The organism is Tsukamurella sp. 8F, from assembly GCF_029167375.1.
Lineage (GTDB): Bacteria > Actinomycetota > Actinomycetes > Mycobacteriales > Mycobacteriaceae > Tsukamurella.
Genome location: NZ_JARFTP010000003.1, coordinates 110,238 through 124,305 on the forward strand (window position 1 = coordinate 110,238; position 14,068 = coordinate 124,305).

A 14,068-nucleotide genomic window follows, 5' to 3' on the forward strand; every position below is an offset into this window, starting at 1 on the left:
CGAATCGGAGGATTCACATCGTGACATCGCCCGCAAGCCACGGGCCGACGCCTGCCTCGACATCCGACGACCATGTGCCCGACGGCTCCCGCCGACTGGCACAGAACCCGATCGCCATCGTCGGCATGTCCGCGCTGTTGCCGAAGGCCGCCAGTGTCCGCCAGTACTGGCGCAACATCGTCGACGGAGTCGACTGCACCGACGAGGTGCCCGCGTCTCGGTGGAGCCTGGACGACTACTACGACGCCGATCCGGACGCACGGGACAAGACGTACTCGCGGCGCGGCGCCTTCCTGCCGGACGTGGCGTTCGATCCTGTCGAGTTCGGGATGCCACCAAACCAGCTCGAGGTCACCAGCACCATGCAGACCCTGAGCCTCGGCGTCGCCCGCGACGTGCTGGCCGACGCCGGCGCGACGGATTCGGCGTGGTACGACCCGACCCGCACGGGTGTCGTCCTGGGCACCACCGGCCCTGTACCGCTTATGCATCCGCTCGCGGCGCGCTTGTCGACGCCCGTGCTCAAGGAGGCTGCACGAAGTTGCGGTCTGAGCGATACCGATGCCGATGCGATAGCTGACAAGTTCGTCGCGGCGTTCGCGCCGTGGGAGGAGAACTCCTTTCCCGGCCTGCTCGCCAACGTGGTCGCCGGCCGCGTCGCGAACCGGTTGGGGCTCGGCGGCATCAACTGCACCGTCGACGCGGCCTGTGCGGCGTCGCTCGCCGCGATCCGTACGGCGATCGCCGAGCTGCAGGACGGGCGCGCGGACACGATGATCACCGGAGGCGTGGACACCGAGAACTCGATCTTCATCTACATGTGCTTCAGCAAGGTCGGCGCGCTTTCGAAGACCGGGAGCATCAAGCCGTTCGCGGAGTCCGCCGATGGCACCCTCCTCGGTGAGGGCATCACCATGCTCGCACTCCGCAGGCTCGCGGATGCGGAGCGCGACGGCAACCGGATCTACGCCGTCATCAAGGGGATCGGCTCGTCCAGCGATGGCCGTTCGAAAAGCATCTACGCGCCGAGGGCGGAAGGGCAGCGGATCGCGCTGGACCGCGCGTACCGGGACGCCGAGTGCTGCCCGTCGTCGGTGGAACTGTTCGAGGCGCACGCCACGGGAACCGCGGTGGGCGACCGGACCGAGCTGACAGCGCTGGGCGGCCTGCTCACCGACGCGACCGACGACCGGCGGTTCGCCGCCGTCGGTAGCGTCAAGTCGCAGATCGGTCACACCAAGGGGGCGGCGGGCACCGCCAGTGTCATGAAGCTCGCACTGGGCCTCTACCACAAGGTGCTGCCCGGGACGATCAACGTCGATCGGCCCAACCCCGCGGTCACCGCCGAGAGCCCGTACTACGTGAACACCCGGACGCGACCTTGGATCCGCGACCCGCATCGCCCCGTGCGCCGCGCCGCGGCGTCGGCGATGGGATTCGGCGGCACCAACTTCCACGTCGTGCTGGAGGAGGCGACGTCGAGCCGGGCCGAGGTCCGGGCCACACACGATGTCGCCCGCGCGTACCTGTGGCACGCACCCGATAGCGCGACACTGGTCGATACGGTGCGAACGCAGCCACCCACGACGGAGATCGTGCCCGAGTCGCACGCGCGGGTCGGCTTCGTGGCGATCGGGCGCGACGATGCCGAGTATCTTCGCGAGGTCGCGGTCGAACAGTTGATCGCGCAGGACGGCCGCAGCTCTTGGCGGCACCCCGATGGCGTGTACTTCCGGGCACAGGGCCGATCCGATGTCCGGGTCGCCGCACTGTTCGCCGGCCAGGGCAGCCAGTACGTCGATATGGGATCCGCTGCGGCGCTGAGTGTTCCGCAGGTGGCCGAGGCCTTCGATCGGGCGAATGCGGCGTTCGCCCACGCGCCGACCCGGCTGGCCCCGGTCGTGTTCCCGCCGCCCGCGTTCTCGGACGCCGAACGCGCCGACCAGGAGGCGGTGCTGCGGCGTACGGAATTCGCCCAGCCGGCCATCGGCGCGCTCGCCGCGGGCCAGTATCGGTTCCTGCACGACCTCGGCCTGCGGCCGACGGGCTTCTGTGGCCACAGTTTCGGCGAGCTCACGGCGCTCTGGGCGTCGGGTGCCATCACCGAGTCGGACTTCATCCGGACGGCGCGAGCACGGGGTGCCGCGATGGCGTCGCCCGATGTGGAGGACCCAGGCACGATGCTCGCGATCGCGGCGGACCGCGCCGAGGTCGAGGAGATGCTGGCCGACCACACCGATGTATGGGTGTGCAATCACAACGCCCCGGACCAGGTGGTGGTGGGCGGCGGCACCCGGGCCGTCGAGTCGGTCGAGGCGGCCGCGGCAGAGTGCGGATGGACGACGCGCCGGCTGCCGGTCTCCGGGGCGTTCCACACGCCGTACGTCGGTCATGCGGTGGAGCGGTTCGAGGCCGCCGTCCAGGACGTGATCATCTCGGCGCCCGACGGCATCGTCTATGCCGATGCGCCGGGCGCGCACTACGGCGACGACCCCGCCGCGAACCGTGCAACGCTCATCGACCAGCTGCTCCGGCCGGTCGAATTCGTGGCGGCGCTGGAGAAGATGAGCGAGGACGGGTTCACCGTATTCGTGGAGTTCGGACCCAAGCAGGCGCTGACCTCGCTGGTCGGGCGAACCCTCGGCGACGACGTGGTGGCCGTGCCGACCGACGCCGGTCCCATGGGCGACGGCGACGTCGCCCTCAAGCGCGCGGCCGTACAGCTCGCCGTTCTGGGCCTACCGATCTCGGACATCGATCGCTATGCGGCGGATCCGGAGACGCCGCGCGAACCCGGTGCGATGACGGTGAGCCTGTCCGCCCCGGAATACGTACCACCCGCCCGCCGCAAGGCGTACCGGGCCGCGCTCGACGACGGCTATGTGATCGCAGGCACCGCGCCCGTGGCGGGATCGACCTCGCCGCACCCCCTCGACCGGAACGATCTCACGGAGGATCAGATCGCGATGAGTCCCGCCCACCCGACCGACCCACAGCCGGCGCCGCCCGCCGCCGGGATCGAACACGACTCCCTTCTCGGGGGACACATACAGAATCACCGCGACTACCTCGAGGGGCAGTTGGCGATCGCCCGAGACCTTGCGAGCGCGCTCAATCGCGGCACCGTCGATCCCGCGACGCTGAACGCGGTGGGTGCCGTATCGCAGCACGGTGTCGCGATCAGCGAGAGCCACTCCCGCGCCAGCGAGGTGCTCGCCGAACTGGCCGCGCTTGAGGCCGGCGCGCCCGCCGGAGCAGCCGCTCCGCGCCGCGCCGCGACGGGGACCGTCGCGGCGCAGATCGCGGTGCCGGCCGCTCCCGTGGTCCCTGCGGCGGTCGTTCCGGCCGGCGTCGCTCCCGCACCCGCCGCTCCTGCGGTGGAGGCGCGTACCCCGGCGGCGTCAGCCGCCCAGCCTGCGTCCGCCCCACCCGCGCCCCCGGAGGTTCCGTCGCCACCGACGCTGAACGGCGCGGCGCCCGTCGCGACCGCGGCCGGTGCCGTGTCGGCCGACGAGGTACGAACGGCATTGCGTGAGGTGGTCGCGGACAAGACCGGCTACCCCGTCGAGATGGTCGATCCCACAATGGATCTCGAGGCCGATCTCGGAGTCGACTCGATCAAGCGGGTGCAGGTGCTCGGCGTCGTACAGGAGCGGTTCCCGCAGATGCCTGCACTTGGACCGGAACAACTCGGCACGGTGCGCTCCCTCGACCAGATCGTGGAACTGCTGCTCGCGGGCGGAGGCGATGTCCACCCAAAAGCTGATGCCGCAGCGGCCCCGCTGCGGCACATCCGAGAGTTGATCGAGATTCCTTCCGCGGACCGGCTTCTCGACGCCTACTCCGCCGCGCCGAGCGCCCGGATCGTCGTCCTGGGCGCCGGCGCCGGCGCAGACGCCCTGCAATCGGCGCTGGCGGCGCAGGGCTGGTCGGTCGACGCCGCGAACGTCGACATCGCCGACACCGCGCCCGCCGGCGGCGCAGAGGACGCGCTGGAGGATGCCGTATCCGGCCCGAACCCGGTGGACGCCTGCATCCTCCTCGTCGAGCGCCCGCGCGATCAGGCCGAGCTGTCCGCACGCCTTCAGGCGGCGATACTCGTCGCCAAGCACGCGCTGCCGGCGTTGCAGGAACGAGCCGTGCACACCGGCTCGCGTGCTGCCTTCCTGACGGTCACGGCGATCGACGGCGGCCTGGGCCTGAGTCGCGACTCGGCATCGTCCGACGAGGGCACCGATCCGGTGGCCGCCGCGATCGGCGGCGTCGGCGGCCTGGTGAAGACCGCGGCGGCAGAGTTCCCCGGTGTGTTCTGCCGGGCCGTCGACGTCGCGCCTGCCGCGGGTGATCGGGATGCGGCCGCGGCCGTAGTGGACGAACTCATGGACGCCGCCCTCGATGTGCTCGAGGTCGGGATCGATCCGATGGGCGGGCGCCGCACGGTGGTGCCGAGCAGATATGCGCTCGCGCGTCCGACCACCACGCCGATCGCAGACGAACCGTCGCCGGATGTGCTGACATCCGATGACGTCGTGCTCGTCACCGGTGGCGCGCGCGGTGTCACGGCGACCTGCGTCGAGGAGCTGGCCGCGCGGTCGTCCGCGCGGTTCGTGCTCCTCGGCCGAACCGCTCTCGACGACGAGCCCCGGTGGGCGGTCGGTGTCGCCGACGACGATCTGCGCGCAGCGGCGGTCGCCGCCGGCGACGGGCCGGCTACGCCGGCCGAGATCGGTCGCATGTGCCGAACGATCTCGGCGGCGCGCGGAATACGCGCGCTGGTCGACCGACTCGACGACGGTGACGGTGACCGGCCCCGGGCCCGCTATGTCTCGGTCGACGTCGCCGACGCTGCCGCGGTCGAGGCCGCACTCCGACCGCTGCGCGCGGAGATCACGGCAGTCGTGCATGGCGCCGGGGTGCTCGCCGATTCCCTGCTACCCGCCAAGACACAGGCTCGAATCGCATCGGTTCTCGATCCGAAGCTGACCGGGTTGGGTAACGTCCTGGCCGCTCTAGACGCGGATGCCGCAGCGTCCCCGCTGCACAGCATGCTGCTCTTCACGTCTGTGGCGGGTCTGTACGGGAACGCCGGGCAGGCCGACTACGCCACGGCGAACGAGGCCCTGGTCCGGTTCGCGGCACAATGGCGCCGGGCGCGGCCCGGCCGGCATGCGATCGCCGTCGACTGGGGAGCCTGGGATGGCGGAATGGTGGATGCGGCTCTGCGAGAGCACTTCCTGTCGCGCGGTGTGGCACTGCTCGCGCCCGCGCGAGGTGCGGCGGCGTTCGTCGAGCAGTACGCCACGGCACGATCGGACGACGGCTCCGTCCTGATCGGTGTGGCGGCGCCGTTGAGCTCGTCGGCGCCACCGGCGCCGACCGGCACGATCGTCCGCCTACTCGGCCGGCTCGCGGAACACGCAGCGCTCCAGGCACATCGGGTAGGCGCCGGCACGGTTCTGCCAGCCACGTTCGCGATCGGCGCGATGGTCAACGCCGTCGAACGCTCGCGGCCCGGGCACGTGGTGAGGCGGGTCGACGACTTCCACGTGCTGCGGGGCATCGTGTTCGACTCGCCGATCGACCACGTCGCGGTGACATTGCGCGACCGTGTCGCGGGCGCAGTGCAGGTGGATATGACGACCAGTGGACCGGACGGTGCCATCGTGCCCCGATACCGTGCGAACCTCACCGTAGGCGAATCGAAAGAAGCACCGGTCGAGCATGTCTCACCGATGAGGACCTGGCCGGGCGCAGGAGTGGATGCCGCCGATCTGTACCGGCGTGCCATCCAGTTCCACGGCCCTGCCCTGCAGGGAATGCGGCGGATATTGGCCGAATCCGATGAGGAACTGGTGGTCGAGTGCGCGCTCGACGCGGTGCCGGTAGGCATCGACGGCTACCGGGGTGCCCTCCATCATCCGATCCTCGCAGACCTGGTGTTGCAGGTACCGCCCGTGCTGGGGTACCGGCTACTCGGTAGCGCGTGTCTGCCGCTGGCCGTCGGTGCCTGGGAATATCATGCACCGCTACCCGTCTCGGAGCCGTTCGTCGTGGTGGTGGGTCACCCGCGTCGGGCCGGCGCCGAACTGACGGTCGACGTGTCGGTCATCGACCGCGCCGGGACGCTGTTGCAGCGCCTGACCGACGTCTCCGTGGTGACGACGCCGGACCTGTCCGAGTTGTTCCGTGAATCAGTGAAGCAGTGGAGCGAATGATGAGCACATCCGTCACGGTCGACGGGCCGCCGCCCGACGCGATGCAGGACGAGCCGGCGATCGATTTCGAGGGGCAGCCGTTCGACCCGGCGCCGTCGAGCACGTCCACAGTCGACTCGGCCGCTGCCCCGGCGTCCCCTGCTGAGCGGTCTGCGGCGGCATCCGTCCGCGACCAGGTGACGGCGACATCGCACGCGCAGTCCTCCGCCGCTGCTGGAGCGGTCGCGATGGCACCGCTGTCCGAGCTGCGCCGGGCCGTACTGCGGGCGCACCGCGCGGCCGTCATTGCGCAGGCGAGGCTGCAGCGTCGGCACTGGGATGTCGCACGCGGGCAGGTGTTCCGTCACGATGCCGCTGCCCTTTCGGTCCAGCACGCCCTTCCGGTCGAGCCGGCACCGGAGGGCTCGTTCAAACCCCTGAATCGCCCCCGTGCGGCCGAGATCGGTCGCGAAGCCATCGTGGAGCTGTTGACTGCTGCAGGATTCGAGGGCGAGTGCACACTCGACGTCGTTCGCGGGCTCTCGCTCCGCGGAGGCGCGTACGGCGCGGGTGCGTTGATCGCACGCCCGCTCTCGAACGGAGTTCCCGCGGTCGCCTCCGCCGCGGCGGTGTTCGCCGCGGCGGTGGGCCTCTCGACCTGCATCCCGAACCCGGTCGTCGAAGCGGCCGTGCCGGTGGACGAACCGATACCGGCGGGCGAATTCAGCCTGCACGTGCATCAGATCGATCTCGTTCCCCGGCCACACCTGACCGCCGTAGCGGAGTTCGCCGGAGGCATGCGGGTGCCGGTCGTGGTGCAGGTCTGCGAGCGGACCGGTGCGCAGGTCGGCCCCGGGCCCGGGGGTGCACCGCCGACTCCCTCGGCGAGACTGAGTATTGACGGCGAGACGCTGCTGCTCAACGAATTCCATATGGCACACCTATCCCGTGGCGACCAGGGGATCGCGATGGGGCCCGAATACGCCGGCTACACGGGCAGGCGCGCGACCCGCCTGCCGACCGGTGGACTGCTGCTGGTGGACCGCGTCCTGCGATTCGACGGGCGGCGTGGGAGTTTCGAGGGTGTGGCCGAGTACGACACGGAATACGACGCAGCCGCCGACTCCTGGTACTACGCCGATACCGCCAACGAGTCGATGCCGCACTTCGTCTACATGGAGACGTCGCTCCAGGCGGCGCTCCTGATGGGATACTTCGCCGGGCCGACACTGGTCGACCCCGGCGCGGCGGCGCGGCTGCGCAACCTCGGTGGCACCGCCACGGTGCTGCGCCGGATCGATCTGCGGGACAAGACGATCAGTCAGCACTCGCGTCTGCTCAGTACCACGATCCTGCCCGGGTCCTCGTTGCAGACCTTCGACTACACACTCTCGGTCGACGGGGAGCCGTTCTACCGTGGTGAGACGATGTTCGGCTACTTCAGCGACGAGGCGCTCGCGAATCAAACGGGGCTGGATGCCGGTGCGCCGCGGCCGCCGTGGCAGGCTACGCGAGCGGATCCGCCGCATTCGAGGCGCATCGACATCGAAGCTCGGCGCCGAGCCGGCGGTCCGCTGCCGCGCTCGCGGGACAAGCTCGCGTTGCTCGACTCCGTCGATGTGGTCGACGGAGGCGGCGAGTACGGACTCGGCTATCTGCATGCCGTCCGCCCCATTGTGGGCGACGAGTGGTACTTCGAGCGCCACTTCCACCTCGACCCGGTCATCCCCGGGTCGCTGGGTGTCGAGACCGTGATCCAGGCCGTGCAGGAGTGGATGCTCGACGCCGGCTACGGGGACTCGTATGCGGTGCCGGCATTCGCTCTGCCGCAGAATATTCCATTCACCTGGAAGTATCGCGGCCAGTTCCTGCCGACGGACGGGTCATGCGAGTTCGAGGCCCACATCAAGTCGGTGGAGGTGCGCGACGACGCCGTGGTCGTCACCGTCGATGCCTCGCTGTGGAAGCCCGGCCTCCGCATCTACGAACTGACCGACCTCGGAGTCGAGTTGCGGGACCGAGGAGGCAACCGATGAGCGGCGGATTGGACATTCGAACGTCGATGCCGGGCCGCATCGCGGCGCGGGCCGACGAGATCCGCTCGGTCGTAATGGATCTCGAACGCCCGTGCTGGATCGTGCGCGGCCCGAGCGGCGTCGGCGCCACTCACGAACCGCCCGCCGGGGCGCAGGTGTTGGCGGCTGCGCCCCCGATATCGCCTCTGTCGCTGGGTGAGGGCTCGTTCCGGTCCTTCCACGGTGTGGCGGCCGCATATGCCGCCGGAGCCATGGCGAACGGGATCGCGTCGGTGCCACTGGTGACCCGGATGGCCCGGTCCGGATACCTGGCGAGCTACGGGGCAGCCGGTGTCGTCCCCGATCGGGTAGATGCCGCACTCGCCGAGCTGGCCGCTCGACTGGGCACGAAGCCGTTCGCGTGCAATCTCATTCACAGTCCCACCGAACCGGCGCTGGAGCGAGCGATCGTGGACTCGTGTCTGCGGCACGAGGTGCGTTGCGTCGAGGCCTCGGCGTTCATGAGCCTGACCCCGCAGGTGCTGCGGTATCGCCTGGCCGGGCTGGAGGCCGGCGGCAGCGGCGTGGTGCGCCGGAATCGGCTCATCGCCAAGGTCTCCCGCGCCGAGGTCGCCGAACTGTTCCTGCGCCCTGCCCCGATAGACATGGTGCGGCGCCTGGTCGAGGTTGGTGACGTCACCGCCGAGCAGGCCGAACTCGCCGCCACGATTCCCGTGGCCGACGACGTCACCGCTGAAGCGGACTCCGGCGGGCACACCGACCGCCGGCCGCTGGTCGTCCTGCTTCCGGAACTCATCGCGGTGCGCGATCGGATCGCGCAGGAGTTCCCGGCCGCGCGAGCGGTACGCATCGGCGCCGCCGGCGGCCTCGGGACGCCGGTTGCAGCCGCGGCAGCGTTCGCGATGGGCGCGGCGTACATCGTGACCGGATCGGTCAACCAGGCGTCGGTCGAGGCGGATCAGTCCGATGCGACCAAGCGGCTCCTCGCCGCCGCGGACGTGGCGGACACGGTCATGACCGCGTCGTCGGACATGTTCGAGATGGGGGTGCAGGTTCAGGTGCTGCGCCGCGGAACGATGTTCGCGACGCGGGCGCAGCGCCTGTACGAGGTGTATCGGGCGTACGACGGGTTGGAGGCTCTGCCTGCCGACCTACGCGACGACATCGAGCGCACGATTCTCGGCCGCTCGTTCGACAGCGTATGGGACGAGTGCATCCGCTACTTCTCGGAGCGCGACCCGGCCCAGCTCACCGGAGCGGAGAGCGATCCGAAGCGGCGGATGGCGCTGGTGTTCCGGTGGTACCTCGGGCTGTCGTCGGGGTGGAGCATGCGCGGCGATCCCGGCCGGATCACCGACTACCAGATCTGGTGCGGTCCGGCGATGGGCGCCTTCAACCGATGGGCTGCGGGCTCGGACCTCGAGTCGGTCGCCGACCGCCATGTCGACGAGATCGCAGACCGGCTCATGCACGGCGCAGCGATCGCCACGAGGGTGATGACCCTGCGCGCAGCCGGTGTGCGGCTTCCGTCCTCGTGCACCGAGTTCGGGCCGATCCCGCTGCGCCGCGCGGCGCGGTGACGGTACCGGTCCACCGGCGGCGGACCGCCGGTGGACCTACCGACCGACGCAGCGGTGGCCGAACGGACCATCGAGCGGGCCATGGTCCGACCGCACAGCCGAGAACGACGGTGTGGCCGCAGCCGCAGAGGTGAAGCGCGCCGCGCCGGGCTATTTCAGCCCGGACCGTACGAACGCGTTCACGATCTGCCGCTGCAGTGCGAGGTACAACACGAATACCGGGACACAGGTGATGCCCGCGAGCGCCATCATGGCACCCCAGTCGGTCCCCTCGGCGGTCATGAAACTGCGGAGCCCCAGCTGCACCACCGAGTTGGAGCGCTGCAACACCACGGCGGGCCAGAAGTATTCGTTCCACGCGGTGATGAACAGCAGGATCGACAGGGCCGCGAGCGCGGGCCGCAGGTTCGGCACCACCACCGTCCACAGGATCGACCACGACGACCGTCCGTCCATCCTCGCGGCGGCGACCAGCTCTTTCGGGAACGACTCCATGTGCTGGCGCATCATGAGCACGGCCAGCGCCGAGCACATGGTCGGCAGCACGACGCCGACCAGCGAGTCGATCATTCCCAGCCGGTGCAGCAGTACGTAATTCGGCAACATCGTGACCTGGAACGGCACCAGCCACGTGCCCACGAACGCGAGGTAGAGCAGCCGCTTCAGCCTGAATTCGTACATGGCGAAGGCGTACGACGCGAGCAGGGCGATCAACATCTGTGTGACGGTCGAGGCCACAGCGACGGCGAGCGTGTTGGCCAACAGCCGCACTACGTCGGTCTGCCCGGCCGCGTCCACGTAATTCTGCACGGACAGGGGCCACGGCAGCGGGGCGGACGAGTACTGATCCGCGGGCCTGCGCAGCGAGGTCGCGACGAGCCAATAGATGGGGAACCCGCACGCGAGTGCGGTCGCGGCCAGCACGAGGTGCCCGCGCAACCGATGCACCGATCGGGTAGAGAGGTCCTCGGCGTCAGCGGTCGTCATGGAATGTCATCCGTTCCGTCAGTACGACCAGGATCGCGGCCAACGCGGCGAAGACCACGAACAGCACGACACCGGCGGCAGCGCCGAGGCCGGCATCGAAGGTCTGAAAGCCGTACTGCCACAGCAGGTAGTAGATGTTCGTCGTCGATTCCGACGGCCCACCCTGGGTGAGCGTGTCGATCAGCGGGAAGGTCCATTGCGCGCTGAGCAGCACCGTGAGCAGTACCAGGAACGCCAGCGTCGGCGACAGTAGCGGCAGCGTGATCCAGCGGTCGATCTGCCAGCGTCCCGCCCCGTCTACGCGTGCGGCCTCGCGGTAGTCCGGGCTGATTCCGGACATCCCCGCAGACACCACGAGCACCGCGAAACCCATGATGTGCCAGCCGGTGATGACGACGATGACCGGCAGTGCGGTGTGTGCGTCGTTGATCCAGTTCACACGCACTCCGAGGACGCGGTCGACGACTCCCGACTGCGGTTCGAGCAGCCATCGCCACGCCGCGGCGCTGGCGACCGGGGCGACCAGGAACGGGGCGAAGATCACGGTCTGGTAGATCACGCGCGCACGGCCGGTCACATCGCGGGTCGCGAACGCTACGACGACCGGCAGGAGTACCGAGAACGGCAGCAGGCCGACGATGAAGACGACGGTGCGCCAGGCGGAGTCGCCGACCTCGGGCACGTCGACGAGGCGCTGGTAGTTGCGGCCGCCGACCCAGACCATCGGGCTCGTCGGCAGTAGATTCCACGAATGTAGCGACAGCTGGACCGCCTGTAGGAGCGGACGGTACGTCCAGACCACCAGCAATGCGACGGCCGGCACCAGGTACAGATACGGTTCGGCCGCGCCGAACAGCCGGCGCGCCGACGGCGGACGCGCCGCCCGGTCGGCGGGCGGCGCGGCGGGACGCACGGTGTCGGGCGGGTCCCGGTCGATCTCGACGAAGATCGGCCCACTAGTCATGTACGACCGCCAGTTCCCTCAGGGTCGCCATGGTCTGCGACTCGGGGACGTCGTAGACCGTCTCGGCGGGTGTGACCTCGATAGCGGTCGCCACCGCGGTCCCGTCGAAGACGTCGATGCGGCTGTAACCGAAGCCGGTGAAGCCACGGTGCCGGCCCTGTGGGGCCATCGGATCGATCCGGTAGGACAGCGCCGGCCCGATCCATACCGGGATTCCGCCGAGCGAACCCGCTCCGGTCAGATGCGCATGGCCGCAGAGGATCATCCGCACGTCGGTGCCGGCGACGACGCGCGCCAACGCCTCGGCACCGCGCAGCCGCAGCAGGTCCACCGTCGTGACAGCGGATCGGAGCGGCGGGTGGTGCAGCACCAGTAGGCTCGCCCCGGACGGGTCCGGCGTGGCCAGTACGTCCGCGAGCCACTCCAGCTGCCCCGTTTCGAGCCATCCCTCGTGCCGGCCCGGGCTGGTGCTGTCGAGGACGATGAGGCGGGCCCCGTCGAGCTGATACACGGCGTCGTGCGGTGCGGGTGACGATGCGTCGCCCTGCTCGCTCCCGTGGTCGTCGCTCGTGTCGTCCGGACCCAGCAGTTCCGCCCGGAAGTGCGCGCGATCGTCGTGATTGCCCATCGCGTACACCGCGATCGCGCCGAGCGCGGCCGCGGCCGGCTCGACACGCTCACGCAGCCTGCGGTAGGCGCTCGGATCGCCGCCGTCGGTCAGATCACCGGACACCAGGAGCGCATCGACCCGCTGGCCCGAATCGACCAGTCCCGCCAGCGCGGCCTCCAGGTTGCCGGTCGTATCGACGACGTCGCGCAGCAGCCGGCCAGCGGGGACGATATGCGTATCCGTCAGCTGGACGACGGTGCAGTCCGGGGTGCTCATCGGGCCGGCAGGAGGGACGTGGACTGGCTCTGTGCCGCGGTCAGGGTCGGCTTCGGGTCGGCGCCCTGGTAGACGACCTTCTCGACGGCGGTCATGAGGTTCGTCTGGATCTGCTTGTAACTGTTGCCGGGCATGGACAGCCACGGCTTCATCGTTGTGAGCTGGTCGAGGTTGGGCTGCAGCAGTCCCTTGTTGGCGGCGGCCCACTGGGCGAGGTAGGCGGGGTCGTTCACGAGCCCGGTGCGCAGCGGCAGGTAGCCGATGCCCTTCGCGATAGTGGTGAACGCCTCGTTGCTGGTCAGGAACTGGATCAGCTCCCATGCCGCGCGCTGCTTCGCGGCATCCTTGGAGAAGACGAAGAGGGCGACGCCGGAGTTGGTGGGAACCGCAGGCGCCGAGCCGAATCCGGGCATCTTCGCCGCCCGCAGGTCCCATTTGCCGGCTGCACCCTTCATGAACGTGGATTGGAGCGAACTGCTCTCCAGGAGCATCCCCGTATCACCGCGGGCGAAACTCTCGTATCCCTGCTGCTGGGTGTAGTTGGGCGTCGCACCGGACTTCACCAGTCCCTGGGCCATCTGCGTAACCTGCAATGCGGCGGGGTCCGCGAACGACAGGGTCTTGCGGTCGTCGGAGATGACCTGGCCGCCGGCTGACCGGATCAGGCTCTGATAACACCAGTCGGAGGCCGATTTGGTCAGGCAGTCGATGTACAGGCCGCCCTTTCCGGTCTGGGCCTTGATGGCCGCCGCGTCCCGGCCCGCTTCGGCCCACGTCGTCGGAGGCTTGGCCGGATCGAGTCCGGCCCGCTGGAACAAGGTCGCGTTGTAGTACAGCACCGGCGTGGAGAAGACGAACGGGACGCCGTAGGTGGTGCCGTTCCAGTCGCCGAGCCCGCGGGCCGACGGTGCGTACGGGTACTTTTCGCCGTCGAAGTTCTGCTGCACGGCCTTCTTGCCCACCAGGCCGTCCAGTGACTGGGCACCGAGCTGATGGATGGTGAAGTCGATGTCACCGAAGCCGAGCTGAGCCACATCCGGGGGCGAGCCCGCGACGGACTGCGTCTGCACGCTCGAGACGGCGTCCGCGGCGGGGTTGGGGCTGTTTCCGTGTGGCTTCTGCGCCTTGACGGTGATGTTCGGGTGCTGCTTCGAGAACGCGGCGATCAGGGAGTTGAACGTGTCCGTCCAGGCTCCGGCGAGGCCGTAGTTGTAGCTTTCGAAGACGATGGACACCTTCTGGTCCGGGGCGAGTTCCGGCACCTGCGCGCTGGAACTCGACGACGAGGTCGACGCCCCGAAGCCGCAGGAGGAGAGCAGCAGCGCGGCCGCGGTGAGTATCGGCAGCACGGCGGTGCGGCGGGGAACAGGCATGATCGACTTCACGGATGCACTCCTCGGATGTGTGGGGTGATGGGCGCG

Annotated in this window: 7 protein-coding genes; 3 read left to right on the forward strand and 4 right to left on the reverse strand. The window is 69.5% G+C overall.

Going from position 1 to position 14,068, the window contains the following annotated elements; genetic code table 11:
* The first annotated feature begins 20 nt into the window (after positions 1-20).
* From P0W64_RS03335 to P0W64_RS03345, 3 genes are read left to right on the forward strand one after another with little or no spacing between them, the layout of a single operon-like run.
* The gene (locus P0W64_RS03335) at positions 21-6,215 is read left to right on the forward strand and encodes a type I polyketide synthase (RefSeq protein ID WP_275478642.1); all 6,195 of its coding nucleotides are present in this window, start codon (positions 21-23) and stop codon (positions 6,213-6,215) included.
* Positions 6,215-8,230: a beta-ketoacyl synthase gene (locus P0W64_RS03340; protein ID WP_275478643.1), complete on the forward strand. Its 2,016-nt coding sequence runs from the start codon at positions 6,215-6,217 to the stop codon at positions 8,228-8,230. The genes P0W64_RS03335 and P0W64_RS03340 overlap by 1 nt, the downstream gene beginning before the upstream one ends.
* Entirely contained in the window at positions 8,227-9,810 is a 1,584-nt protein-coding gene (locus P0W64_RS03345; protein WP_275478644.1) for a PfaD family polyunsaturated fatty acid/polyketide biosynthesis protein, read from the forward strand. The genes P0W64_RS03340 and P0W64_RS03345 overlap by 4 nt, the downstream gene beginning before the upstream one ends.
* Before the next feature lie 150 nt (positions 9,811-9,960).
* Here the strand turns inward: P0W64_RS03345 and P0W64_RS03350 are convergent, their stop codons facing one another.
* From P0W64_RS03350 to P0W64_RS03365, 4 genes are read right to left on the reverse strand one after another with little or no spacing between them, the layout of a single operon-like run.
* Positions 9,961-10,797, reverse strand: coding sequence for a carbohydrate ABC transporter permease (locus P0W64_RS03350; protein WP_275478645.1), 837 nt, complete (start codon positions 10,795-10,797; stop codon positions 9,961-9,963).
* Positions 10,784-11,761, reverse strand: a complete 978-nt coding sequence (locus tag P0W64_RS03355; RefSeq protein WP_275478646.1) for a sugar ABC transporter permease — start codon at positions 11,759-11,761, stop codon at positions 10,784-10,786. The genes P0W64_RS03350 and P0W64_RS03355 overlap by 14 nt, the downstream gene beginning before the upstream one ends.
* Positions 11,754-12,647 (reverse strand): metallophosphoesterase, encoded by an 894-nt coding sequence (locus tag P0W64_RS03360; RefSeq protein ID WP_275478647.1) that lies wholly within the window; start codon positions 12,645-12,647, stop codon positions 11,754-11,756. Before P0W64_RS03360 ends, P0W64_RS03355 begins: the two co-directional genes overlap by 8 nt.
* Complete coding sequence (locus P0W64_RS03365) at positions 12,644-14,032, reverse strand: ABC transporter substrate-binding protein (RefSeq protein ID WP_275478648.1); 1,389 nt, start codon at positions 14,030-14,032, stop codon at positions 12,644-12,646. The genes P0W64_RS03360 and P0W64_RS03365 overlap by 4 nt, the downstream gene beginning before the upstream one ends.
* Positions 14,033-14,068 lie beyond the last annotated feature (36 nt).